General features: G+C 56.8%; 22 protein-coding genes. 11 read left to right on the top strand and 11 right to left on the bottom strand.

Annotation, left to right across the window (positions count from 1 at the left end; all coding sequences use genetic code 11):
• Positions 1 to 18 precede the first annotated feature (18 nt).
• The 6 genes from KF947_RS04980 to KF947_RS04955 form a co-directional block, all read right to left on the bottom strand.
• Positions 19 to 1,056 carry a FecCD family ABC transporter permease gene (locus tag KF947_RS04980; protein WP_227405624.1) on the bottom strand — a complete coding sequence of 346 codons (1,038 nt, stop codon included), beginning with the start codon at positions 1,054 to 1,056 and terminating at the stop codon, positions 19 to 21.
• On the bottom strand, positions 1,053 to 2,057 hold the full coding sequence (locus tag KF947_RS04975; protein WP_227405623.1) for a FecCD family ABC transporter permease: 1,005 nt from the start codon (positions 2,055 to 2,057) through the stop codon (positions 1,053 to 1,055). Before KF947_RS04975 ends, KF947_RS04980 begins: the two co-directional genes overlap by 4 nt.
• Positions 2,051 to 2,995: an ABC transporter substrate-binding protein gene (locus KF947_RS04970; protein ID WP_413614119.1), complete on the bottom strand. Its 945-nt coding sequence runs from the start codon at positions 2,993 to 2,995 to the stop codon at positions 2,051 to 2,053. Before KF947_RS04970 ends, KF947_RS04975 begins: the two co-directional genes overlap by 7 nt.
• Positions 2,996 to 3,103: 108 nt before the next feature.
• Positions 3,104 to 3,439: an AzlD domain-containing protein gene (locus tag KF947_RS04965; protein WP_227405621.1), complete on the bottom strand. Its 336-nt coding sequence runs from the start codon at positions 3,437 to 3,439 to the stop codon at positions 3,104 to 3,106.
• Positions 3,436 to 4,176, bottom strand: coding sequence for an AzlC family ABC transporter permease (locus KF947_RS04960; RefSeq protein WP_227405620.1), 741 nt, complete (start codon positions 4,174 to 4,176; stop codon positions 3,436 to 3,438). Before KF947_RS04960 ends, KF947_RS04965 begins: the two co-directional genes overlap by 4 nt.
• The gene (locus tag KF947_RS04955) at positions 4,173 to 4,703 is read right to left on the bottom strand and encodes a helix-turn-helix domain-containing protein (protein ID WP_227405619.1); all 531 of its coding nucleotides are present in this window, start codon (positions 4,701 to 4,703) and stop codon (positions 4,173 to 4,175) included. The genes KF947_RS04960 and KF947_RS04955 overlap by 4 nt, the downstream gene beginning before the upstream one ends.
• A 129-nt stretch (positions 4,704 to 4,832) precedes the next feature.
• On the opposite strand from KF947_RS04955, the gene KF947_RS04950 reads away from it, so the two are divergent.
• Complete coding sequence (locus KF947_RS04950) at positions 4,833 to 6,137, top strand: MFS transporter (protein ID WP_227405618.1); 1,305 nt, start codon at positions 4,833 to 4,835, stop codon at positions 6,135 to 6,137.
• Between the two features lie 57 nt (positions 6,138 to 6,194).
• Here KF947_RS04950 and sstT read toward each other — a convergent pair whose 3' ends face one another.
• Entirely contained in the window at positions 6,195 to 7,418 is a 1,224-nt protein-coding gene (gene sstT, locus KF947_RS04945) for a serine/threonine transporter SstT (protein WP_227405617.1), read from the bottom strand.
• A gap of 183 nt (positions 7,419 to 7,601) precedes the next feature.
• Here sstT and KF947_RS04940 point away from each other — a divergent pair, with 183 nt between their 5' ends.
• Positions 7,602 to 7,931 carry a hypothetical protein gene (locus KF947_RS04940; protein WP_133729963.1) on the top strand — a complete coding sequence of 110 codons (330 nt, stop codon included), beginning with the start codon at positions 7,602 to 7,604 and terminating at the stop codon, positions 7,929 to 7,931.
• A 94-nt stretch (positions 7,932 to 8,025) separates the two neighbouring features.
• Here KF947_RS04940 and KF947_RS04935 read toward each other — a convergent pair whose 3' ends face one another.
• Complete coding sequence (locus KF947_RS04935; RefSeq protein ID WP_133729964.1) at positions 8,026 to 8,346, bottom strand: hypothetical protein; 321 nt, start codon at positions 8,344 to 8,346, stop codon at positions 8,026 to 8,028.
• 381 nt (positions 8,347 to 8,727) lie between these two features.
• On the opposite strand from KF947_RS04935, the gene KF947_RS04930 reads away from it, so the two are divergent.
• The 5 genes from KF947_RS04930 (at position 8,728) to KF947_RS04910 (ending at position 16,083) form a co-directional block, all read left to right on the top strand.
• Positions 8,728 to 10,377 carry a DASS family sodium-coupled anion symporter gene (locus KF947_RS04930; protein ID WP_227405616.1) on the top strand — a complete coding sequence of 550 codons (1,650 nt, stop codon included), beginning with the start codon at positions 8,728 to 8,730 and terminating at the stop codon, positions 10,375 to 10,377.
• A gap of 126 nt (positions 10,378 to 10,503) precedes the next feature.
• Entirely contained in the window at positions 10,504 to 11,652 is a 1,149-nt protein-coding gene (locus KF947_RS04925) for an exonuclease SbcCD subunit D (RefSeq protein WP_133729965.1), read from the top strand.
• A complete protein-coding gene (locus KF947_RS04920) occupies positions 11,649 to 14,714 on the top strand; it encodes an AAA family ATPase (protein WP_227405615.1) in 3,066 nt (1,021 codons plus the stop codon). Before KF947_RS04925 ends, KF947_RS04920 begins: the two co-directional genes overlap by 4 nt.
• Before the next feature lie 137 nt (positions 14,715 to 14,851).
• On the top strand, positions 14,852 to 15,595 hold the full coding sequence (locus KF947_RS04915; RefSeq protein WP_227405614.1) for a tellurite resistance TerB family protein: 744 nt from the start codon (positions 14,852 to 14,854) through the stop codon (positions 15,593 to 15,595).
• Positions 15,595 to 16,083: a phosphatidylglycerophosphatase A gene (locus KF947_RS04910; protein ID WP_227405613.1), complete on the top strand. Its 489-nt coding sequence runs from the start codon at positions 15,595 to 15,597 to the stop codon at positions 16,081 to 16,083. The genes KF947_RS04915 and KF947_RS04910 overlap by 1 nt, the downstream gene beginning before the upstream one ends.
• A gap of 90 nt (positions 16,084 to 16,173) precedes the next feature.
• On the opposite strand, the gene KF947_RS04905 is transcribed toward KF947_RS04910, so the two are convergent.
• The 3 genes from KF947_RS04905 to KF947_RS04895 form a co-directional block, all read right to left on the bottom strand.
• Positions 16,174 to 17,556, bottom strand: a complete 1,383-nt coding sequence (locus KF947_RS04905; RefSeq protein ID WP_227405612.1) for an NAD-dependent succinate-semialdehyde dehydrogenase — start codon at positions 17,554 to 17,556, stop codon at positions 16,174 to 16,176.
• Between the two features lie 202 nt (positions 17,557 to 17,758).
• The gene (gene msrA / locus KF947_RS04900; RefSeq protein ID WP_227405611.1) at positions 17,759 to 18,427 is read right to left on the bottom strand and encodes a peptide-methionine (S)-S-oxide reductase MsrA; all 669 of its coding nucleotides are present in this window, start codon (positions 18,425 to 18,427) and stop codon (positions 17,759 to 17,761) included.
• Between the two features lie 106 nt (positions 18,428 to 18,533).
• A complete protein-coding gene (locus KF947_RS04895) occupies positions 18,534 to 19,442 on the bottom strand; it encodes a LysR family transcriptional regulator (RefSeq protein WP_133729971.1) in 909 nt (302 codons plus the stop codon).
• Between the two features lie 150 nt (positions 19,443 to 19,592).
• Here KF947_RS04895 and KF947_RS04890 point away from each other — a divergent pair, with 150 nt between their 5' ends.
• The 4 genes from KF947_RS04890 to KF947_RS04875 all read left to right on the top strand — a co-directional run bounded on the left by KF947_RS04890 (position 19,593) and on the right by KF947_RS04875 (position 25,283).
• Positions 19,593 to 21,104, top strand: a complete 1,512-nt coding sequence (locus tag KF947_RS04890; protein WP_227405610.1) for a CoA-acylating methylmalonate-semialdehyde dehydrogenase — start codon at positions 19,593 to 19,595, stop codon at positions 21,102 to 21,104.
• Between the two features lie 26 nt (positions 21,105 to 21,130).
• Positions 21,131 to 22,825 (top strand): GMC family oxidoreductase, encoded by a 1,695-nt coding sequence (locus tag KF947_RS04885; protein ID WP_227405609.1) that lies wholly within the window; start codon positions 21,131 to 21,133, stop codon positions 22,823 to 22,825.
• A gap of 197 nt (positions 22,826 to 23,022) precedes the next feature.
• Positions 23,023 to 23,226: a cold-shock protein gene (locus KF947_RS04880; RefSeq protein WP_035559868.1), complete on the top strand. Its 204-nt coding sequence runs from the start codon at positions 23,023 to 23,025 to the stop codon at positions 23,224 to 23,226.
• Positions 23,227 to 23,513: 287 nt separating this feature from the next.
• Complete coding sequence (locus KF947_RS04875; RefSeq protein ID WP_133729974.1) at positions 23,514 to 25,283, top strand: SLC13 family permease; 1,770 nt, start codon at positions 23,514 to 23,516, stop codon at positions 25,281 to 25,283.
• Positions 25,284 to 25,369: the final 86 nt, after the last annotated feature.

Genomic DNA, 25,369 nt, shown 5'->3' with positions numbered 1-25,369 from the left:
TTTTTTCGTCAATTCGCGCTAAAAGCGAGCTCGCGATCTATGCAGTAAATAAACGAAGAAGGGTGCGCCTATCCCGGCAACAAAGATGCCCGCAGGTAAATCTTTGGGCAAAAACGCTACCCGCCCCAGCAGGTCGGCGTAAAGCACAATCAAGGCGCCAACCAACGCTGATGCTGGCACCAGGCGAGCCATGTTGCGCCCCACCAGCTTGGCCGCCAAGTGGGGCGCAATTAATCCCACAAAGCTTAAGCCACCGGCAAACGCCACCGCTGCGCCAGCCAGTACTACGCTGCAGGCCAGCAATACTAACCGGCTGCGAAGAATCGCCACTCCAAGCCCTTCGGCAACGCTATCACCCAGCGCCATGGCATCAGCATGTCGGGCGAAGGTTAGGCTGATAGGCACCGCGACGACTAACCACGGCAATAGGCCCCACACATCGTCCCATTGCGCCGCGTAAAGGCTGCCGGTTAGCCATACATAGGCGGTCATGGCGGCAGAATCATCGCTGATTACGATCAACAGGGTGGTGCCAGCGCCCATGGCCGCGGCCAGACCAATGCCGACTAGCACCATGCGCGATGGGCTAATACCGTTTTTCCAGGCCAGGCTAACCACCAGCAGTGCAGAAACCAGTGCTCCCAGCATGGCGGCAACGGGCAGCCAGTGAATGCTAAGGGTCGAACTCAATAGCGATAGGAACACCACCGCCGCCAGCGCCGCACCGCTGGTAATGCCGATCACATCTGGAGAGGCTAGCGGGTTACGCACGATGCTTTGCAGAATCGCCCCCGCTATCGCCAGGGCGGCGCCGACCAGTATTGCTAGCGCGATGCGGGGCAGCCGAAGCTCCCAAATAATAAAGGCAATATCGCTGTTTTGCGGGGCCGTTAGTGCGTCTAGCACCTGCAGCGGTGGTGTGGGAAAACTGCCTAGACAGAGGGACAGTCCAGCGCTTGCTATCAATAAAAGACTTAGCATCATCAGACTACGCAGTAAGCGTTTACTGTCACTATTTGCTGCGCTATGGAGGGTTAACGTTGCGTCTGATCTCATTGGCCAGCCATCTTGCGTCGTGCCAGATAGATAAAGAAGGGCGTGCCGATCAGTGCGGTCATCACCCCAACCGGGATCTCCTGGGGTGGCATTAAAAAGCGCGAGCCAAGATCGGCCAGCAGCAGCAAACAGGCACCCAATAGCGCGCAGGCAGGTAGCAGCCAGCGATGGTCGATGCCAAATATTCCCCGCGCCATATGGGGCACAATCAGACCCACAAAACCGATCATGCCCGCCAGCGCCACGGAGCTACCCGCTAGCACAATCACAATCAGCCCGAGCAGCAGCTTGATGGTGGTGGCCTGCATGCCGAGCCCCGTGACCATATCATCGCCCAGTAACAGCGCATTGGCGTGACGTACCAGCAGTGCACTGAGCAGCAGTGCTCCGCCAAAGAGCGGCAGTAAGGGCGCTACCAATGAAAGATCACGCCCCGACACTGAGCCTGCCAGCCAGTAGAGCACGCTTTCAAAACTTTGCTGATCAATCACCAGTAGCCCTTGGCTGAACGACACAAACATTGCCGTCACTGCTACACCTGCCAGCACGACCCGCAGCGGTGAAAGCTCACCGTGGCGGCCGCGGCTAAGCATCACCACCAGGATTGCCGCAACGAGTGCCCCGAGTAGCGCCGCCCATACGTAGTGAACGGGCGTGTGCAGCGGCAATAGCGAAACTGCCACTACCACAAAAAACATCGCGCCTGCATTGATGCCCAGAATGCCCGGCGACGCCAGCGGGTTGCGCGTCATGGTCTGCATTAGTGCCCCGGCAATAGCTAAGCTGGCGCCCACCAGAGCGGCAATTACCGCACGGGGTAAGCGTTCAGTTAAAAGAATGATGTGGGCGATGTTGGTGGGGTCGTAATGGGCGAACGAACCGAATAGCGAGGAGAGGGCTATTTCAGTCGTGCCTAACATCACACTGGCGAAAAAGGCGCCCAGCGCCAGCAGCGTGCCAAGTAGCAGGCCAATACTTTTTGCGGCAGTACTGTTTAGCATGAAGTAGGCTCCCCACGGCCGCTGGCGGGAGGCAGGCAAGCCTGATGCGGCGCCGCTTCGGGTTGCAACAGCCCATAGTGGCTATACAGATCATCCAGCATAGCGTTGGCCGCCAATATGCCACCGCCCATCATCCAACTCACCGGCTCCACTTCAAATACGCGCCCGCTTTGCACCGCTGACAGCTGTTGCCAGAGTGGGTGGGAGGCCCAGCGTTGGTAATTATCAGCAATAGCGGGGTCATCGGGCTCAAGCAGAATAAACAGGGCATCAGCGTCCAGCACCGGAATGTTTTCAGTACTGGAGAGCTTCATTCCCCAACTCTGGCTTTGCAGTGTATCCGGCTGAGCAAAGCCCAGTTCATCAAGAATTGAGCCCGCAAAGCCGCTGGTATAGATGCGCACGTGGTCGCTTTTAAACCGCACCACGGCCACTTTTTGCGGCCACTCGCTGCCTAGCCGGGTGGCAATCTGCTGACGAAAGTCGGCGACACGATCATCCCATTGCTCAAGCAGCTCATTCGCCTGCGCTTCGCGGCCAGTGGCATTAGCCACCATGGTGAGCGTGGTTTGGAAGTTAAACACTGTCGGGGCAGATACAGTGGGGGCAATAGCATTCAATAGCGGTGCTATTTGCGCATGGCGAAAGTCGCTGGCAATCACTAGGTCTGGATTAAGCCAGGCGATCTTTTCCAGATTGGGTTGGGTTTCCAGCCCCACATGCTCGACGCTATCAAGCGCATCGCGCAGATAGCGGTACATGGGTTTTTCCAGCCAGGAATCGACGACGCCAATAGGCGTCAGTCCAAGGGCGACGGCGCTGTCGGTCGCCCCCTGGTAAAGCGTCACAATGCGTGGCGGTTTCGGGGGGCTGCTCGGAGTGTTAGCGGCTGCCATTAAGGGCATTAGCGCCGCCAGGGTTAACAGCAACACACTCATAAAAACCTGCTTGCGATGGGTGTGTGCTTTTAACATTAATGTCACTTTACGATTGGCTCGGATTTAAGAGCCAGGATGATGGCATGACGTAAAAGCTAATGCAAAGCATTACCAAATGAAGGCCGCGACCTCCACCATCCCAAATACCGCGACGCCAGCCGCGACCGGCCAGCCCAGTGAGCGTACCCGCGACCACACCAGCAGTGTGACGGAAAGCCCGATGGCGGTGGCGATCCAGGAAATAGCACTTGGGTTAACCGGCACAATGGACACCCCCAGCACGGCGGCAATCATCAGCGGGCCGAGAATACCCAGCCACTGGGGCATGTTATTAAGGCCGCTTTCGCTGTTGAGGCGGCGCTGCATCCATAAAAACGGCGCTACCCGCATCAGCAACGTGCCAATGGCAGAAACCGCGACCGCTATCCAAAGTGCCGTGCTCATGATTCACGCCTCCTGTTGGTGGCGAATCTTTGCGTATAGAACTGCGTGGAGTAGAAGCACAGCGCGCCGCAGGCGGCGGCTAGGGGAATCGCCACGTTGCTCCAGCCGACCAGCGTTAAACACAGCGCCGCTAAAATGGTGCAGCTCATGGCGACTGCCCAACGCTTGTCGGTAAAGCGTGGCGCTACCATGGTCAAAAACAGCGCGGGCAGCGCGAAGGGCATAATTTCACCCAGCAGCGGCCAGCGGGCGGTAAAGGCCTCACCGGCGGTAGCGCCCACCGCGGTGCCAATTATCCAGGCGCCCCAGGCCAGCAGTGATGCGCCCAAAAACCAGCTAAAACGCTTTACCTCAGGCAGTTGGGGCAGCCGGGTTAGGGCTAGTGCAAACACCTGGTCGGTGAGGCCGTGCATCAACCAGGGCCAGTGGCGGCTGCGCGGCAGTAGCGCCGCCAAGTTAGGGCCGTACACCACATGGCGCACGTTAATCAGCAGCGTCATCGCTACCACCAGCCACAGCGGGGCGCCGGTGGCGATCATACCGACAAACAGAAACTGCGAGGCCCCGGCGTAAATTAGCGCTGAAATAGCCGTGGCCTCCAGCGTGCTGAAGCCTGCCTGGGTGGCGACTAAGCCGAATGACAACGCCACTGGAATGTAGCCGCCCAGTAGTGGGATGGCCTCACGCACGCCCTGCAGCGCGCTACGAACGGTAGAGTGGCTGGCAGCTTGGCTCATGATGCTTGGCCTTCTGCACCATAGGTGATGGTCATCATCAACGTGGCCTCCGCTTCGTGGGTACGGTAAAAGTGCGGTTGGTCGGCGGCAAAGGTGATGGCCTCTCCCGGTGTCAGCACCGTGGTGGCGCCCTCTGGCCCCGCTTCCAGCCAGCCGCTAATCAGCGTGAGTGATTCACGGGTGCCGGGGGTATGGGCTTCAGCATGACGCAATGTATGCGGTGCGCAGCGCATCCAGTAGGCGTCCACCTGAGGGGAGTCCTTGCCTTGATCGATTAGGCGCACCTGCACGCCATCTTCACCCAGCGGCACGCTGATGGGCGCGACCAGCGTGCCGAAAGGCACATTGAGCTGCACCGCCAGCCGCCAAATGGTATCCAGGGTTGGGTTGCCGTTGCCCTGCTCAAGGCGACACAGGTTGGATTTGGCAATCCCCGCCTCATTGGCCAACTGCGACAGCGACCGGCCCCGCTCAAGGCGAAGTGCTTGAAGGTGTTGGCCCAGGGTGTTGAGTGAAAGCTTATCCATCTTTTTATCTCGCGTTCCTTTTATAGAACGTTCTATATAAAGAACGTTAGCCTGTCAATGATTGTGACAACCGCTTCCAGTGGCACTCTTTATGCATGACCTTTAGGTTGGCTGCTGCGAGGAAGCGCAATGCGTTCATTGGCAATGCTCAAACCGGTTAAATCGATCCTATACAGCGTGGCGTTACTGCTGCTAGGCAACGGTTTGTTGAATACGCTGCTAACCTTGCGTGGAACGGGGGAGGGCTTCTCCAGCGCGGTGCTGGGGATAATTATGTCCGGCTACTTTGTTGGCTTTATCTGCGGTACTTGGGTTAGCGGACGCTTAATTCGGCGCATGGGGCATATCCGTACCTTTGGCTTCTGTGCCTCTGTTTGTGCATCGGTGGCGCTGCTGCACCTGGTGTTTATCAACCCCTGGGTATGGCTACCGTTGCGGGTGATCTATGGGCTTTCGTTTATCACCTTGGTGACCGTGATTGAGAGCTGGCTGAATAGCCAAGCCGCCAGCCATGAGCGGGGGCGTATTTTTGCTGTCTATATGGTGGTCAATTTGGGCGCTCTGGCCACGGCTCAGCAGCTCCTGCGTCTCTCCTCACCCGACGGGTTTTTACTCTTTGTGGTGATCGCCATTTTGATCAGTTGGGCGCTGCTACCCATCACCATGACCCGTCGTGTGCAGCCCAAAATACCTGAGCGGCCCAAAAGTAGCCTGCGCGCGTTGTTAGGCTTTGCACCATTGGCGGTGGCTTCCGCCGCGTTGTCGGGTCTTGCCATGGGCGCATTCTGGTCGATGACCCCGGTGTACGCCACTCAGTTGGGGTTTGATATTGGTGGGGTCGGGCTGGTGATGAGCGTGGCGATTATTGGCGGCGCGCTGCTGCAGATTCCCATCGGGCGCTTCTCCGATAAACACGACCGCCCTAAGGTCATGATCTGGGTGGTGATGCTTGCGGCCTTAATCGCAGCGGCCATGCCCTTTGCGCCCAGCCACGAGGTGCTGCTGGGGCTCTATTTTATCTGGGGCGGCTTGTCGTTTTCCCTCTATCCGCTGGCGGTAGCGCAGTTGATTGACCAGCTCCACCCGGATGAAATTGTCTCCGGCTCGGCGGATATGCTGGTAATGCACGGGGCAGGCTGTGCCGTGGCGCCGATAGCGGCAGGGTCACTGATGAGTGCAGTGGGAGGGCATGGCTTGCCGCTCTATATTGCTTGCGTGTTCACTTTGCTAGGTATCTACGCGCTCTATCGCCGCCGCCGCATTAGGGCAGTGGTCACGCATACCGCACACTTTGAGCCGATGGTGCAAAGTAGTGCAGAGGTATTGGAAATGATCTTCGATGATACCCAGCGTGACTTATTTGATGACCCGAGCTTCTATGAAGAGGATGAACGGGAGCGTTTGGCGGGGCTTGTTAAAACATCCACTCGTTAATGCTGGGAAGTACTGGGGGAGCGGCTTTGATGAGCAGCCACTCCCCTGGGTGAATGTTTAAGCGCGCTTCGCCTCTTGCGACTGGCAAGCGGCAGCAGTGAACAGCACATCGGTAGAGGAGTTGAGGGCGGTTTCGGTGGAGTCCTGTACCACGCTGATCACAAAGCCAATCGCCACCGCCTGCATGGCCACTTCCGTGGGAATACCGAACAGGTTGGCGGCCATGGGAATCAGCATCAGTGAGCCGCCCGCCACGCCTGAAACGCCGCAGGCCGCCAGCGCTGAAACCACGCACAGTAGCAGCGCCGTGGGGAAGTCGACGCTAATGCCCAGCGTATGAGTGGTCGCCAGAGTGATCACGGTAATGGTGATGGCCGCACCACACATATTGATCGTCGCGCCTAGCGGAATGGAAATGGAGTAGGTGTCAGGGTCGAGCTTCAGGCGGCGGCAAAGCTCCAGGTTCACCGGGATATTCGCAGCCGAGCTACGGGTAAAAAAGGCGGTAATCGCGCTGCCGCGCAGGCACGTAAACACCAGGGGATAAGGGTTTTGCCGGATGGTGAAGTAAACCAGCAGCGGGTTGCTCACTAGCGCGACAAACAGCATGCAGCCCACAATTACACCCAGCAGTTGGGCGTAGTTGAGCAACGCCGCAACGCCGGATTCTGCCAGCGTGCCTGCCACTAAACCAAAGATACCCAGCGGCGCTAAACGAATCACCAGTGTCACAATGCGGGTGATCGCTGCAGATAAATCGCTCAATGCTTGGCGGGTGGTATCGCTGGCTTGGCGCAGGGTCATACCAAGGCCGATAGCCCAGGCCAAAATAGCGATAAAGTTAGCCTCCATGAGTGCACTAACCGGGTTAGCCACCGCATTCAACAGCAGGTCGCGTAGAACGCTAAAAATATCCCCGGGCGGGTTGCCGTCAACTTGCCCCAAATCTAACGTAAGCTCCGTGGGAAACAGGAAGCTGGCTGCCACCGCAATCAGCGCGGCGATCAGTGTACCTACCACATAGAGCACCAGCACGGGGCGAATGTGGGTGGGTTGGCCTTTCTGATGAGCTGAGATCGCTGCGGCTACCAGTACAAACACCAAAATGGGTGCCACCGCCTGCAAAGCGGCGATAAATAGCTGGCCAAGCAGGGCCACGTCGCTCGCAATACCCGGCGCAAACAGGGCGAGTACTACCCCAGCAACAATACCGATTAAAATTTGCGGGATAAGACCCAGCCGTATAAGTGGCCGGAAAACGGTGCGGGCGGTGGCGATCATTGCGCAACTCTCAGGTAGTAAAAGGTGGGTGACGTTGCGGCGTTTAGCCGCTAACGCGCCTGAAAGGGGCGATATTCTACCAGCTACAAGCATGACGCGGGTGGCTGGAGAAAAAAACGTGCAGCCTATGTACTTAGCACGCAACTTGCTGTTTACTTTAAAAAAAGACCAGGGAACTTTCCAATGAAAATTAGAACGTTGTTATTTGCGCTTGTTGCGCTATGTGCTTCATCGCTGGCGATGGCCGCTGACTACTATGTGGATATCACCAACCGAACGGGTTACACCATCTACTATATGTACGTGAGTCCAGGGGACTCGAAGAGCTGGGAAGAGGACGTGCTGGGTAAAGATGTATTAATGAACGGCGATACCCAGCGAGTGACGCTAACGGGCTATACCAACCCCTATTTCGATATTCGCTTAGTTGATGAGGATGAGGACAGCTATACCTTCTGGAACGTGGATGTCTCAACAGAGGACATTATCGTCACGCTGGATCACTTGGATTAACGTCTGCATTCACGCAATAAAAATGCCCCTGCCTCATCAGAGGGCAGGGGCATTAGTCAATGATGCTTGTTGCCTTGGCGATCTAGCCTCTAGTTCAAGCAGCCACGACCTCAAGAGCCGCAGGAGTGGATTTTTGCGGTTTTCTGATGATTTCGTCGTTATCCGCAAATAGCTCACTGCTGCCAATCATCTCAGTATACCCTCGCTGTGTTAAAGCAAGCACCTCGGGTGACGTACCCCACTTCATCAGCATCTCATCCAGCACTTGCTCGGCTTTTTCAGCCTGGCCCCAGTGGGTAAGTAGTTGGGCAATGGCGTAGTCGCACTCGGGAGTGTCGAACAGTTCATCCTTGATGTCTTGAATGGCGATGTTAAGACCCGCCTGGGAAAGGTCGCTTGACGTTTCGTTATGCATATCACGGCTCCGTGTGATTGCTAATGGGACGGCGGTTAAGCTGAGATAACCGCCTGAATTTGAGTTGTACGTGTGTTGTACGAACCGAGCTTAATATAGCCGTGAGTGAGAAGCAAATGCGAAAAGGCGGCGGCAAAGGTTTATTGCACCGCGGTTGTATTTGGCTTGATAAATACCTCGAACGGGTGCTGTTTGCCATCAGTTACAACTAAAGTTGTTAGACTTTGGTTGTAATTAATGGCAAATCACTGGACTAATTGCCTATTGCAGTTAATAAAGGGCGCCAAAGGAGGTTCCGTATCGCCCATCATGCGGCATATGTATCGGAATGTTGATCCTCGATTTGTTCTTTTCACTCTGACCGTAAGTGGCGCACATTGTATGCATAAAACTGCCCTGATGACGGTATGGGATCAGCTATGGCACTCCCACTACCAAGCCAAAAATCTATTGATGTGCGCGCTGCCGACGGGCGGGGCCGCTAACGCCGCGGCTTCGAATACCAAGCGTAACCCTTCCCCTCAACCTAAGCCGCCTGCCTATACCACGCCGCAGAAGATTGGCCTGCTGCTTGGCCCACTGCTGTTCGCCTTTGTGGTGATGTTCTTTCACCCTGAAGACTTAAGCTTTGAAGGGCGCATGGTGCTCGCTACCACTCTGTGGGTGGCCGTATGGTGGATCACCGAAGCTATTCCTATCCCCGCGACTTCGTTGCTGCCCATTGTGCTACTACCGATTACCGGCGCGTTGGATGGCAATACCGTCACGGCCGCCTACGGTAACCCAATTATTTTCCTGTTTCTGGGCGGTTTTATGATCGCGCTGGCAATGGAAAGGTGGGATCTCCACAAGCGTATCGCGCTGTCGATTATCGCCGTGCTGGGCACCAGTATTAATAGCATCGTGTTTGGTTTTATGGCCGCGACCGGCTTTTTGTCCATGTGGGTCTCCAACACAGCGTCGGTGATGATGATGCTGCCGATTGGTACCGCTATCGTCTACCAGGTGAGCCAAGAGCTGGCAAAAAGTGACGGCGACCACAGTGCCGAAATCGATAAGTTCAGCAAAGCGCTGATTTTTGGTATCGGTTACGGCGGTACCATTGGGGGATTGGGCACGCTAATCGGTACCCCACCGAATATCATTCTCGCTGCCATTGTGAATGAACTGTTTGGCATCGAGATCTCCTTTGCCGGTTGGCTCATGTTTGCTTTTCCCGTCGTGCTGGTGTTGCTGTTTAGCACCTGGCTACTACTAACGCGGGTATTTTTCCGTATCGAGTTTAGTCACCTGCCGGGCGGGCGAGAGCTGATTAACAAAGAAAAAGATGCCTTGGGTAACACTAGTTTCGAAGAGAAAGCGGTACTGGCGGTGTTTTTGTTCGCTGCCTTTATGTGGATCACCCGCTCGTTCTTGTGGCAGGGGCAGATCATCAATATCCCCGGTATCAATGACACCATGATCGCGATCGTCGCTGCGCTGCTGCTGTTTTTGATCCCCTCCAAAAACAAAGGCGGCTGCCTGCTGGGCTGGGACGTGGCGAAAGATGTGCCTTGGGGCATTCTGCTGCTGTTCGGGGGTGGTTTGGCGATTGCCGCAGGCTTTGGCTCTTCCGGCCTGGCGGAGTGGATCGGCGGGCAAATGAGCGTGCTGGAAGGCGTCAACTTTTTGCTAGTAATCTTGCTGGCGACCGGCATGGTGCTGTTCCTGACTGAAATCACCTCGAATACCGCAACGGCCACCATGATTCTGCCGGTGCTGGCGTCACTGGCACTGGCGCTGGATATCCATCCTTTTGTACTGATGGTTCCAGCCGCGATGGCTGCTAACTGTGCCTTTATGCTGCCTGTAGGTACCCCGCCTAACGCGATTATCTTCGCTACAGGTAAGATCACAATTTTAGAGATGGTGCGTACCGGCTTCTGGATCAACATCATTGCAATGCTGCTGATTGTGGCAGCGGTATATTTCATGCTGCCACTTATGTGGGGGGTTGACCTCACCAGCTACCCTGACGCCTTCCGTCGTTAGTAAGATTTTATAGCATTGCCTAGCCCCGCCCATGTGCGGGGCTTTTTTATGCTGAAATGGAGTTTTGTGAGTAGATAGCGTATCGGGTTGTTATCATGCCGATACACTATTTTTGCTGAGCCTGTTATGCGTCTACTTCACACCGCCGATTGGCACCTGGGGCGGCTGTTCCACAACCTTTCGTTGCTGGATGACCAGCGCCATGTGCTCGACCAACTTATCGAGATTATCGACCGGGAAAACGTCGATGCGGTGCTGATCGCGGGCGATATCTACGACCGTTCGGTGCCGCCTGCGGCGGCGGTAACGCTGTTGGATGAGGTACTCCATGCGCTCTGCGAGGAGCGCAAGCTGCCGGTGATCATGATCTCGGGCAACCACGACGGCGCCGAGCGGCTTCGTTTCGGCGCGCGTCACCTACGCCAGGCCGGGCTGCATATCCTTTCTGACTTAGCTGATTTTGCCACCCCCGTCACGCTGGCGATTAAGGGCGTTGAAGTCGATGTGTTCGGCATTCCCTACGCCGACCCTGAGCATGTGCGCAGCCAGTTTAACGTTGAGGTACGCGATTTTGACGGCGCCCACCGCTACCTGGTCGAGCGCATCGAAGAGCAGCGTCACCCTACACGCCCCTGCATATTGATGAGCCACTGCTTTGTGGATGGTGGCAGCGCCTCGGACTCTGAACGCCCGCTGACCCTGGGCGGCGCCGAAAGCGTCGCTTGGGAGCCTATGGAAAGCTTTGATTACGTCGCGCTTGGCCACCTTCACGGCCCCCAGTACCGCGGTGGCGAGCATATTCGCTACAGCGGCTCGCTGCTCAAGTACAGCTTTTCCGAAGCCAGCCAGCGCAAAGGCGTGACGCTGGTGGATCTTGATGCGAGCGGCGTCACCCAGATCGAGCAGATCCCCCTCATTCCCAGTCGCGAAGTACGCGTACTGGAGGGCGGGATCGATGCGTTAATTGCCCAGGGGCGAACGGACGCGAATGCCGATGACTACCTGCTGGTGCGGTTAACTGATCGCCACGCCATTCTCGACCCCATGGGCAAGTTGCGCGAGGTGTATCCCAACGTGCTGCATCTCGAAAAGCCCGGGATGCTGGATGCCCGCGGTAATCAGCAGCTTGACCGAGAGCGGCTGAAGTTCAGCGCACTGGATATGTTCAGTGACTTTTTCGCCCAAACCAGCGGTGAGCCCATGACTGACCAACAAACCGAGGCGATAAGCGAACTGATAGGCGAGCTTAGCCGTGACGAAGAGGCTCAGGGATGACACCGCTAACCCTCACCATGCAGGCGTTCGGGCCTTTTGCGGGCAGTGAGACCATCGACTTCACCGCCCTGGGCAGAAGCCCACTGTTTTTGATTAATGGCCCTACCGGCGCCGGTAAAAGCTCGATTCTCGATGCCATCTGTTTTGCGCTTTACGGCCAAACCACGGGCAATGAACGCGACCCGGCGCAGATGCGCTGCGACCAGGCTGATGCTTCGCTGCTAACGGAAGTGATGCTGGATTTTCGCCTGCGCGGCGTGGATTACCGGGTTCGCCGGGTGCCCCAGCAGGAGCGCCCCAAGGCCCGCGGCGAAGGCACGACCACCCATAATGCTGAAGCCCAGCTGTGGCGCTTGAAGGGCGGAGGCGAGGTAGACAGCTGTTTGGTTGCGCGTAAGGTCAACGATGCCACCGCCGAGCTGCAAACCCTGATCGGCCTGGATGCCAACCAGTTTCGCCAGGTGATGGTGCTACCCCAGGGTAAGTTCCGCGAACTGCTGCTGGCAGGCTCCAAAGAGCGCGAAGTGATTTTTTCCCAGCTGTTTCAAACCCAGATTTTTCAGCGCATCGAAGAGCGTCTGCGAACCCAGGCCAATCAAATCGAGCGGGCAGTGAGTGATCATCGCCAGCATATCAGTGGCATCCTCGCCGGGGGCGAGCTTGAGAGCGAAGCCGCGTTAGCGCAAGAGCTTGAAGCGCTGACACCCCAGGTAGACCAAGCGCGGCAACGCTTTGAAACCGCGCAGCAGCAGCGCCGTAGCGCCGAAAAACAGCGCGATGAGGCGCTGGCGCTGCAGCGTCAATTTGAGGCCCGCGATCGGCTGGCGGCGGATAAAGCCCGTCATCTTGAGCAGCACACACAGATAGAAAACGCTCAGGAGCGCTTAGCGCAAAGCACTCACGCCCAGGCGCTGCGCCCACAGAGAGCTGCCTTAGACCAAGCGCAGCAGACGCTGAACACCGCCGAGGCCGATCAGCGACAGGCGCAAGCCGCGTTAGCCATACAACGTAGTAACGCCGAACAGGCGCAGCAGGCGTTAGAAGTGGCACGCCAGCGTCAGGCAGAGCTCCCCGCCCTCCGGGAACGGCATCGGCAATTGGGCGAATTTATTCATAAAAGCCAGCAGTTAAGCGAGTTGCAGGCGCGTTTTAAAACGGCGCAGGCCACCTGGCAACAAGCTGATAGTGCGCTCAAGCGTGATGAGGCGCAGCTAGATAGCATTCGTCAGCAGGGCGAAGCGATCGGCGTTAATCTGGAGCGCTTACAAACAGAGTATCAGCAGCTGGCCAGTGCCCCCGCTGAGCTAAGCCGCCATAACGACCTGCTGACCCAGCGCCAAGAGCTGGATGAACTCACCCGGCAAGCGCATGAGTTAACCAGGCAACAGCAGCAGGCGACGGAGGCACTCAACCGCCAGCAAAGCGAAGCAGAGCGCGCGCAACGCCACGCCACTGAGCAGGAGATGCGCTGGCACCAGGGGCAGGCCGCGCTGTTAGCGCTTACTCTTGAACAGGATGTGCCCTGCCCGGTGTGTGGCAGCCTGGAGCATCCAGCCCCAGCGGTTGATAGTGCCAACGTGGTCAGTCAGGCGCAGGTTGAAGAAGCCAGGATGGCGCAAGAGCAGGCCCGCCAAGCACGTCAGGGTGCCGAACGTCATCACCATCAGCTCACTCAGCAGATTAACTACAATACAGAACAGGCCCAGCGGCTTGCCCAACAGTTGGGCGAGTGGGCTAGTCAACCGCTGGCTGAGCTGCAAAATGCCTGCGAAGGCTTGCGCCGCCAAGTGCAGCGCCGGGAAAGCGTTGAACGTGAGATTAGCCAGCAGAACACCGCTCGCGAAGCACTGCGCCGTGAGTGGGGCGTGCTGGATAAGCAGCTTAAAACCCATCGTCCCGAGGTGGAGAGGGCGAAAGAGGAGGCGTTGCGCCTGGAGAGTCAGCGCGATCAGCTGAGCCAATCGCTGCCTGAAGGTGCTCGCGACCCTGAGGCAATGCGCCGAATCCTCACTGAGCTTGAACACCAGATCGCACAGCTCGAAAAAGCCTGGGAGAGCGCCCAGCAGATGCTCTCGACCAGCCAAACCCAGCTGGCGCGGGCGGAAGAGCAGCTACGCGGTGCGAACGAGCGAATCGAACGTAGCGAGCAGACGCTTCAGCAGGTGCAAGCTGAGTGGCAAGCCGCCCTGCAGGCCAGCCCCTTTGAAGATGAAGCGGCGTTTCAGGCTGCGCAGTTAGATGATAACCAGCAGCAAGAGTTGACTCGCCAAGTAGAGGCGTACCAACGCCGCCTGGCCGAGCTTGAAGGCGCGCTGGAGAACTACCAAACCCAGCTTGCGGAAAAAACGCCGCCAAATATGGCCGCGCTGACCAGCCTAGCCGAGGTGGCCCAGGTCGAAGAGAACACCCAGCTAGAGGCGTGGCGGGGACTCGATGGAAGGCTGTCCACACTGCAAGGCATTCGTCAAAAGCTTGCGACTGCCCACACGGCGCAGGCAGAGCTCGAAGCCCAGTATCAGCTGTGGGGCACGCTCAGTGAGGTTGCTAACGGCCGTACGGGGCACCGTATTAGCCTGCAGCGTTTTGTGCTGGGAGTGTTGCTGGATGACGTATTGATTCAAGCTTCGGAGCGGTTGGTACGCATGAGCCGCGGGCGTTATCAGTTGGTGCGCCGGGAAGATCCCTCCAAAGGTAACAGAGCCTCTGGGCTGGAGCTTGATGTGGCCGACACCTACACCGGCAAGAATCGTTCGGTAGCGACACTCTCAGGCGGGGAGTCGTTTATGGCCGCGCTCTCGCTGGCGCTAGGGCTCTCGGATGTAGTACAGGCGTACGCTGGTGGCATTCAACTGGATACGCTATTCATCGATGAGGGCTTTGGTAGCCTGGATCAGGATGCGCTGGATCAAGCCATCGCCATGCTCAGCGAACTGCAAATGGGCGGGCGCATGATCGGCGTGATCTCCCATGTCAGCGAACTCAAAGAGCAAATGCCAGTCCGTATAGACGTGCGTGCCAGCCGGCAGGGGAGCTCAGTGGAAGTAAAAGGTGCACTTCTTTAACGCTTAACGCCGCATGGCCGATTGCAGGCAGTTTTCCCTCCAAGGCCTGGTTCATGCTGCGTTCATATAGAATGTTTTATAAAGTGACTCAATCGTCAAACGAGCTCTGAAGATACTATCTACTTAGGAGTACAAGGATGAACGCAAGCAAAATTTTACAGCAGCTGATGCAGCAAGCTGGCGGAAGTCAGAAGGGCGGCAGTGGCAGTGGTGTTGATGTTAAAGGCATGCTGAGCGGGCTCTCTAAGCAGCTAGGCAGTGGCAGCAGCGGTCAAGGTGGCGGCTCCTCCAGTGGCTTCGATGTTAAGAGCCTGCTCGGTGGCGGCGCCATGGGCATGTTGGTCGGCTCCAAACGCGGCCGCAGCATGGGCGGTAAAGCGCTGAAATACGGCGCCATTGCTGGGGTGGGCGTGCTGGCGTGGAAAGCGTGGCAGAGCTCCCAGGCGGCAAAAAATGGCAATGCCCAGCAAAATACGGCCCAGAATGCGTCAGAGGGCGAGCGGGTAGAAGCGCTTAGCGGTGAGTACCAGGAGCGCCGCAGCCTGGAGTTACTGCAGGCGATGATTATGGCTGCCCGGGCCGATGGCCATATTGATGAGCAGGAGCAGGCGCTGATTACCGAGCAGATTGATGCCCTGGGTGCCGACCAGGAGATGCATAACTGGGTGGAGCAGCAGCTAAAAGCACCGCTGGATGCCCAAGCGCTGGCCCGCGAAGCGGACTCCCCTCAAGCGGCCCGGGAAATGTACCTGATCAGCGTGGCCGTGACCGATGATCAAAACCCCATGGAGCGCGCCTGGCTCGACCAGTTGGGTAGTGCCCTCAACTTACCCAAAGAGATGACTGACGAACTTGAGCGTCAAGCGCAGCAGGCGGGTTAATGCTGGATACGGTTAATTTTTGGCTAGCTACCGGCTTTGGGCTGGGGCTAGCGCCGATGGCGCCGGGTACCTTTGGCTCGCTGCTGGGCATCCCTCTGGCGTGGTGGTTGTTAAGCCGTCCGCTAGGTCAGCAAGGTGCTATCATGGCAACGCTGCTGCTACTTGCGATACCGGTTTGCCACGTCGCTGCCTGGCACTACGCCGGTTTGGATCATGGCAGTATCGTTGCCGATGAATATGTAGCGTTTCCGCTGGCGGTAATCGGGTTAGCCGGCGCGCGCCACCCAGCGGTGATAGCGCTGGCATTTGTTGTCTACCGCTTTTTCGATGCGCTGAAGCCGCCGCCGATTCATCTGGCAGAGTATGTTCATGGCGGTTTTGGCATTGTTTTGGATGATGTTATTGCGGCGTTGGTGACCTGGGTGGTGATTGCTATTGTGCTGAAACTTTGGCTGCGTCGAACCTCTGACCAACAGTTGAATTCGTAATAGACACGCAACGAAAAAAAGCGCCGCTAGCCTTAATAAAAAGCTAGCGGCGCTCTATCTTATCGCTCAGGATTTTGAGCGCTTACAGCCTTACTCTTGAACGACAATAACCGACTTGGCATTGACGAACTCGTGCATGCCGAAGCCGCCGTGCTCGCGACCGTAACCGGAGTTTTTAACGCCGCCGAAAGGCATTTCCGGGGTAGCAACGCCAAAGCCATTGATAAACACCATGCCGGTGTCAAAGTACTTGCTGGCAAGCTCGGTGGCGCGTTTAACATCTTTAGAGATGATACCGCCGCCCAGGCCGTAACGGCTGTCGTTGGCAATGCGCATGGCATCTTCGTCATCTTTGGCACGAATCAGCGCAGCGACGGGGCCAAACAGCTCGTCGTCGTAAGCGGGCTGGCCGGGAGTCACGTTATCCAGCACGGTGACCGGGTAAAACGCGCCTTTACCGGATGGCTTTTCGCCACCGCAAAGAATCTTCGCACCTTTGCGCACGCTCTCTTCCACTTGGTCGTGGAGACCATCGCGCAGATCCACGCGAGCCATGGGGCCCAGATCGCTGTCTTCTTGGGTCGGGTCACCCGCTTTAAGCGACTGCATGCGCTCTACATAGCGCTTTTTAAACGTTTCATAGTTCTTTTCAGTGACCACAAAACGCTTGGCCGCGACGCAGGTTTGACCGCCGTTGTAGACGCGCCCCTGTACGCAGGTGTCGATGGCGACATCCATGTCGGCGTCATCGAGCACTAGGTAGGCATCGTTAGAGCCCAGCTCAAGCACGGTCTTTTTAAGGTGCTCGGCCGCTTTGCCAGCGACTGTGCGACCTGCGCCATCACTACCCGTTAGGGTTACGCCACGTACCGCAGAATGAGCAATCACCTCATCAGAAACATCGTGAGAGATCACCAGTGTACGGAAGACGTTTTCCGGAAGACCCGCTTCGCGGTAGATCTTTTCCAACAGCAGGCCGCTGCCAGTTACGTTTTCAGCGTGTTTTAGCAGCACGCCGTTACCCGCCATAATATTGGCGATTGAGTAACGTACCACCTGGTATGCGGGGAAGTTCCAGGGCTGAATGCCGTAGATCACACCCATCGGTGAGTAGGTCACAAAACCGCGTTCGCCATTGCCAGGCTGACGCTCTTCGTCGGCTAGCTTTTTGGGGCCATGTTCAGCGGTGTAGTCACAGATGCCGGTGCAAAGATCGACTTCCTGGCGGGCCTGAGAAGGCAGTTTACCCATCTCTTTGACCATCAGGTCGGCAAGCTCTTCTTTATGCTTTTGCATCGCTTGGCCAATGGCTTTAACCGTTTTAGCGCGGCTTTCCAGGGACTCTAAGCGCCAATCGAGAAACGCCTCGTAGCAGGCGTCCACTACCTGCTTGGCTTCCGCGCTGCTCATTAGCGCATAGGTTTCGAGGGTTTCACCATTGGTGGGATTGATCGTCTTGATGCTGTTGCTCATAAGATCTCCTATCTATTGATCAACGTGGGGTCACAGCGTCCAGCTCCAGGATGCCTAATAGACCAACCGGTCTATTTCTTGCGTAAGGTCACTGTAGTACAAAATGAACGACCATGCATAACATTGGTGTTCCCTTTCCGGCAGTGATTAAAGTAAACAGTTCAACCAATTAGTCTAATCAATGTTTAAGTCGTAACACCTGCTACTCAAACGAAGGCCCTCCGGCTTCTTCGCCCCACACTTCTTCCAGGCGTCCGTCGCGACCACAGCTGTAGCGGTAGAACTTATAGCGCACGGGGTTCTTTTGATAATAGTCCTGGTGATACTCCTCTGCAGGCCAGAAGGTAGTGGCTGGTACTATTTGGGTGGCAATTTCCCGGTCAAAGCGCGCTTCCATTTCGGCTTTGGACGCTTCGGCCAGTTCACGCTGGGCTTCGTCGTGATAGAAGATCGCCGAGCGGTATTGGTCGCCCACATCACAGAACTGACGGTCGACCGCAAAGGGGTCGATGTTGCGCCAGAAGATTTCTAAGAGCTGCGCGTAGCTGATTTGCTCAGAATCGTACTCGACCTTTACGACCTCGGCGTGGCCCGTGTTACCTCGGGTGATATCTTCGTAGCTGGGGTTCTCAAGCTCGCCGCCGATATAGCCGGAAATGGTGGCAGTGACGCCGGGTTGGTTATCGTAGGGCGGTTCCATACACCAGAAACAGCCACCGGCAAAGGTAGCTTCCGCACTGCTCTGTTGTTGCGAGGGCTGGTCTTGAGAGGGCTGCTCTTGGGAGGGTTGGGCTTGAAGCGAAGGGCTGGCTAGGCCAGCGGCCACCAATACGCCAAGCGTGAATGGACGAAGAGGGGACAGACGGATCATTGCAAGTACTCCGGTGGAGGGGCGAGTTACTGTCCATTATGGAGTTGATTAGTCGCTTGGCGTTCCCTTTCCTTACAGCCCCTTTGTCACAACCTTTTTTTATGGCTTAGCCTAGACGCTGGGGCCATACCTCATCCAGCGTACTGAGCGCAGCGTTGACAGTCGATTCGTTGGTGCTTTCATGCCGCCAGATAAAGCTTAACGCGCAGGGCAGGCGAATATTCTCCGCCACTGCCAAGCCGCTCTCCTGGCGCTCGGTCATCGCCAGGGCGTCCCGGGCCAGGCTTAAGCCAACGCCTGCGCGCACCAGGTCAAGCATGCAGGCCTCCTGATCCACCTGGGCCACCCGGTTGGGAACTGCGCCGCTCGGTGCCAGCGCCTGCTTTAACAGCCGGTGGTGGGCAGAATCCTGTGGCGTAACAATCCAGGGCAGCGTGGCTAAGTGCTCCCAACGGGTATCAATGAGTCGATTTTCCCAGCCTGCTGGGGCAATCACGTGATAAACAAAATGGGTTAGCTCACGCCACGCCAGCGCCTCATGGTCTTTTCCAGGGCCTTGCCCAGGCGGCGCCAGGTAAAACCCCACATCTAAGTCGCCTTGTTCAATGCGATTAAGCACGCTGCCGCTCATCCCATGGTGAAGTTCGGTTTCTAGCTGCGGTGCTCGGGCCATCAATCGGCTCAAAAATGCGCCTAGACGCAGAAATTCGGGGTCGACGATGGTGCCGATTGAGAGCTTGCCGCGCAGCGTGCTGTGCAGTGTTCCGGCGGTTTGCTCAAACGCCTGGGCGCTGGCCAGGGCTTTTTCAGCGGCAGGTAGCAGAGCGTGGCCATCAGGCGTCAGAGCTAGGCCCTGAGGACGGCGACTAAACAGCGTAAGGCCTAAATTCGCCTGCAGCTGCTTCAACTTTAGGCTAATGGCTGGCTGGGTCAGGTGGAGCTGTTCTGCGGCGCGTGACACGCTGCCCGTTCGTGCAACGGCCACGAAGGCGCGCAGGGTGGCGTATTCTTGCATGATTAGCCTCAAATACTCGTCGTGATATTAGCAGATCTTATAACTGGCTTTTAAATAACTCAATTGATCCGCTCGCTAGGCTCAGTAGGCTAGGCTGAAAGTAAGCTTCTTGCACACACTTTAAACATGCGTTCTTAACTAGGTACTCCCATGACAACAACAGCGATTCAGCACTTTATTAATGGCCAGGTCACCGCTGGTGAATCTGCTCAATCCCAGGACGTCTTTAACCCCGCCACTGGCCGTGCTACCGGCCGTGTATCGCTCGCTTCCCCGGCGGACGTACATACGGCGGTAGAGGCTGCACAAGCCGCTTTTCCCGCCTGGGCCGATACTCCGCCGATCCGCCGTGCCCGGGTAATGTTCAAGTTTTTAGAGCTGTTAAACGCGCATAAAGATGAGCTAGCGGAAGCGATTACCAAAGAGCACGGCAAGGTGTTCACCGACGCCCAGGGTGAAGTGGCCCGCGGTATCGATATTGTCGAATTTGCCTGTGGAATTCCGCAGCTGTTAAAGGGTGACTACACCGAGCAGGTGAGTACCGGGATTGATAATTGGACGATGCGCCAGCCGTTAGGCGTCGTGGCTGGTATAACGCCATTTAATTTCCCAGCCATGGTGCCGATGTGGATGTTCCCGCTGGCAATTGCGGCGGGGAATACGTTTATTTTGAAGCCAAGCCCCCTTGATCCCAGTGCTTCGCTGCTGATGGCTGACTTGCTAAAGCAGGCAGGCCTGCCCGATGGCGTGTTTAACGTTGTGCAGGGTGATAAAGACTCCGTGGAAGCTCTGATCGACCATCCGCATGTTAAGGCGCTGTCGTTTGTAGGCTCAACGCCAATTGCCAACCTGATCTACGAGCGCGGAGCGCGCAACGGCAAGCGCATTCAAGCCTTGGGCGGAGCCAAAAATCATATGGTAGTGATGCCGGATGCGCATTTGGATAAAGCCGTCGATGCGCTGATTGGTGCCGCCTATGGCTCGGCTGGTGAGCGCTGTATGGCGATTAGCGTGGCGGTGTTGGTCGGCGATGTGGCGGATAAGGTCGTCCCGGCATTGGCGGAACGTGCCAAAGCGCTAAAAGTAAAAGATGGCATGCAGCTTGATGCGGAAATGGGCCCCATTGTGACCCGTGAGGCTCATCAGCGGATTAGCGGCTATATCGAAAAAGGCGTGGCGGAAGGCGCTGAACTGGTGGTCGACGGCCGTACCTTTGACGCCTCTACTGCAGGAGATGAGTGCGCCGACGGGTTCTGGATGGGCGGCACGCTGTTCGACAATGTCACTCCCGAGATGACGATCTACAAAGAGGAGATTTTTGGCCCGGTGCTGGTCTGCGTGCGGGTGCCGGATATCGCCACCGCGATCCAGTTGATTAACGACCACGAGTTTGGCAACGGCGTTAGCTGCTTTACCGAAAGCGGTACGGTGGCGCGGGAGTTTGGCCGCCGCATTCAGGTTGGCATGGTGGGTATCAATGTGCCCATTCCGGTGCCCATGGCATGGCACGGCTTTGGTGGCTGGAAGCGTTCGCTGTTTGGCGACACCCACGCCTACGGGGAGGAGGGCGTGCGTTTCTACACCAAGCAGAAGTCGATTATGCAGCGCTGGTCGGATTCGATTGATGCCGGGGCTGAATTTGTAATGCCCACGGCGAAGTAGCGACCAAACGTTACCGGAGCCAACCAATGTCAGAATCTACCCATAACAATGTCGACCATATCAGTCACTTCGACTATATCGTGATCGGCGCAGGCACCGCGGGGTGCCTGCTGGCAAATCGTTTGAGTGCTAATCCCAATAATAAGGTGCTGCTGATAGAGGCGGGCGGTCGCGATAACTACCACTGGATTCATATTCCGGTGGGCTACCTCTACTGCATTAATAATCCACGCACCGACTGGCTGTTTCGCACCGAGCCCGATAAAGGCCTCAACGGACGTTCGCTGATCTACCCGCGGGGGAAAACCCTGGGCGGCTGCTCTAGCATCAACGGCATGATCTATATGCGCGGCCAGGCGCGTGACTATGACCACTGGGCGGAAGTCACAGGCGACGACGCCTGGCGCTGGGAGAACTGCCTACCCGACTTTATCAAACATGAAGACCACTACCGTCTGGACGAGGGCGGAGATGCAGACGCCCAGCACCGGGATTTTCACGGCCACGGTGGGGAGTGGCGGATCGAAAAGCAGCGCCTTAAGTGGCAGGTGCTGGATGATTTCGCCGAAGCTGCCGTGCAGGCGGGTATTCCGCGTACCGACGATTTTAACCGCGGGTCTAACGAAGGCGTGGCCTACTTTGAGGTCAATCAGCGCTCGGGCTGGCGCTGGAATACCGCCAAAGCGTTTTTGCGCCCCGCCCTCAAGCGCAAAAACCTCACGCTATGGCACTCCACCCAGGTCAATCGGCTGCTCTTTGAGCAAGCGGACGCACTAGGCTGCGCGGGTGTAGAAGTAGAGCGTGGGGGCAAAACCCAACATGCTATGTTGAGCAAGGAGGGGGCCAATGCAGAGGTGGTGCTCTGCGCCGGCGCTATTGGTACGCCGCATCTGCTGCAGCTTTCCGGTGTGGGGCCCGCAGAGACACTGCGTGAGCACGGCGTTGAGGTGGTGCATGAGCTGCCGGGCGTCGGCGAGAACTTGCAGGATCACCTGCAGATTCGTTCGATATATCGGATTACTAATGGCAAAACCCTCAATGCCATCGCCAGCACGCTGTGGGGTAAAGCGGGAATTGGCCTTGAGTACCTGCTTAAACGCTCCGGGCCGATGAGCATGGCGCCTTCGCAGCTGGGGGCTTTTACCCGCAGTACGCAGGATCAACCGCACCCCAACATTGAGTACCACGTGCAGCCGCTAAGCCTGGAAGCCTTTGGTCAGCCGCTGCACCCGTACCCGGCAATTACCGCCAGCGTCTGCAATTTGAACCCTACCAGCCGGGGCACCGTGCGACTTAAAAGCAGCGACCCGCGCCAGGCACCGGCGATTTCTCCCAATTACTTGAGCACCCCTGAAGATCGCAAGGTGGCGGCGGATTCTCTGCGGGTGACAAGGCGTATCGCCGAGCAGCCTGCGTTTGCCAAATACGCGCCGGAAGAGGTGAAACCCGGCCTCGAGTACCAAAGCGACGATGAGTTAGCCCGGCTGGCTGGTGATATCGGCACGACTATTTTCCACCCGGTGGGCACCGCACGTATGGGCCAGGAAGATGATGCGATGGCAGTGGTCGATGCACGGCTGAGAGTGCGCGGTATTCGCGGGCTAAGAGTGGCTGACGCCAGCGTTATGCCGACCATCACCAGCGGCAACACCAACTCTCCGACGCTGATGATTGCCGAGAAGGCCGCCGGTTGGATACTGGCTGAGAGGCGTGAGGTTTAGATCTATTAATCAACGTTTTATAAGGGTGTTGACGCGGGAGGGTGGATCAGCGCAAAATGGTGACAGTTGGTTAGCAAGTCGAACGTTGTCAGCAGTATAGAAGCGCCTCTAGCGTTAAATCTGGTGAAAGTCTCTTGTTATACCCACTGCAATTCGGGTATTTCCCGGTTTAATTAGCAACATCGAGGATTTCGATCATGGCAACTGGTACCGTTAAGTGGTTCAACGACACTAAAGGTTTCGGCTTCATTTCTCCTGACGACAATGGCGACGATCTGTTCGCGCATTTCTCAGAAATTCAGGCAGAAGGCTTCAAATCTCTGCAAGACGGCCAGAAGGTTTCCTTCGACGTCACACAGGGTAAAAAAGGCCTTCAGGCTTCTAACATCAAAGTAGTTTAAGTTAATTCTTAAGTATTGAGATGTTAGCAATCACCGCTTAGCGTTGATTGACCAGAAAACCCCGCCAAGCGCGGGGTTTTCGCTTTTTAGGTTTTGTAACCTAAACTTAGCCCACCTCACACCTCACACCTCACACCTCACACCTCACACCTCACACCTCACACCTCACACCTCACACCTCACACCATATTCCATTTCGATCTTTAAATGTTTCTAAAAATAACTTTTTAGAATATAAGATTGGCTTCACAATACCGCCATGCTTATTAGTTAAGGATGTCGTAGTTATGTCGCTGGATGCTTGGATAGCGGTCGGGGTGGTGCTCACCATCTTTCCGTTGATGGCTTTTTCACGCCTGGGGCCGGATATTATCTTGCTGGGCGCGGTTGTTTTACTGATGACGCTGGGTGTGATTGACCCACAGCAGGCGCTGGGGGGCTTCTCCAATAGTGGCCTGTTTACCGTGGCGTTTATGTATGTGCTGGTGGCCAGCATTCGCGAAACCGGCGGCATCGATCTGATTATTCGCTATGTACTCAAGCGGCCTAAAAGCGAGCGAGGCGCGCTGGTACGCCTGCTGCTCCCCGTGGCCACGCTTAGCGGCTTCGTTAACAATACTCCGGTTGTTGCTACTTATATCCCCGCGGTTATGAGCTGGAGCCGTCGGCTGCGCTTGTCTCCCCAGCGGTTGCTGATGCCGCTCAGCTTCGCCTCTATCCTTGGTGGCACCATTACGCTCTTTGGTACCAGCACTAACCTAGTGGTACATGGACTGCTGCTGGAACGCTACCCGGAGCTTGGCATGGGCCTGTTGGATTTGGCCTGGGTAGGTGTTCCGGTGGCCATCGCAGGACTTGCTTATCTAGTCTTGTTAGGGCCACGTTTGTTGCCCGCTAGGGAAGGGCTGGCCAATGCGTTTGCCAACCCTCGCGAGTTCACTATCGAAATGGAAGTCGACCCGGCAGGCGTGCTGGTGGATCGCACCGTTGAAGAGGCGGGGTTACGCCACCTGCAGGAGCTGTTTCTGGTCGAGATTGAGCGTGCAGGCAACGTGGTTAGCGTTGTTGGGCCTGGCGAGCAGCTAAAAGGTGGCGATCGGCTGGTGTTTGCAGGTACCTCTGATGCGGCGGTGGAGTTGCAGCAAATTCGTGGCTTAATTCCTTCCCGAGATGGTACCTCCAGTTTGGAGAAAGAGTTCAAAGAGCGTCGCTTGGTCGAGGCCGTGGTCTCCAATCAGTGCCAGTTTATTGGCCAGCGTATTCGCGATGGCCACTTTAGAACCCTTTATGGGGCAGCCGTGCTGGCGATCTGCCGTGGCGGCGAACGGGTTAAGGGCAATCTTGGCCAAGTGCGGCTGCAGCCCGCCGACGTGCTGCTGCTGGAGGCGCGGCCGCCTTTTATTGAGCGGCACCGCCAGTCGCGGGATTTCCTGCTGATTAGTGAGTTGAATGGCGCGGCGCGGCCGATCCATGAGAAAGCGCCGCTAGCGTGGGGAGTGCTGTTAGGCGCCGTACTGCTTGCCGCCTTCGGGGTGCTGAGTATGCTCAACGCTGCCATGTTGGGGGCGGCATTGGCGCTACTCACGGGCTGCTGTTCGGTGGGCGCCGCCAAGCGTGGCTTGGATACCCAGGTGTTGCTTACCATTGCCGCGTCGTTTGGAGTGGGGGCCGCGCTGCAGAGCTCTGGTGCTGCCGAGGTAATGGCCGGCGGAGTGCTCACCTTAGTGGCTGGGAACCCTTTGCTACTGTTAGTAGGCACTTACTGCGTGGTGGCGCTGCTCACCGAGCTGGTGACCAACAATGCAGCGGCAGTGATTATTTTTCCGGTGGTGATGAGCGCGGCGGAAAGCTTGGGCGTGAACCCGATGCCCTATGTTGTGGCGGTCATGTTTGCCGCTTCGGCGAGCTTTTTAACCCCCATCGGCTATCAAACCAACCTGATGGTGTATGGCCCGGGCGGTTACCGAGTGAGCGATTTTCTACGTTTGGGCGGTGGATTAAATATACTGACGGGTGCCATAGCGCTCGTTTTGATTCCCCTCGTGTGGCCCTTTTAAGCGTGGCGTGACCTTTTTAAGCATGCCATGGCTCGCTGTTAACGCGGGTTTGCGCTAGGGTGGCCCTTTTTGAATAAGGAATACGA

The sequence above is a fragment of the Halomonas sp. FeN2 genome (assembly GCF_020595105.1).
In the GTDB taxonomy this organism is placed as follows: domain Bacteria; phylum Pseudomonadota; class Gammaproteobacteria; order Pseudomonadales; family Halomonadaceae; genus Vreelandella; species Vreelandella neptunia.
Note: the sequence above shows the minus strand (reverse complement) of the source record. Positions and strands in the feature narration are given on the sequence as shown.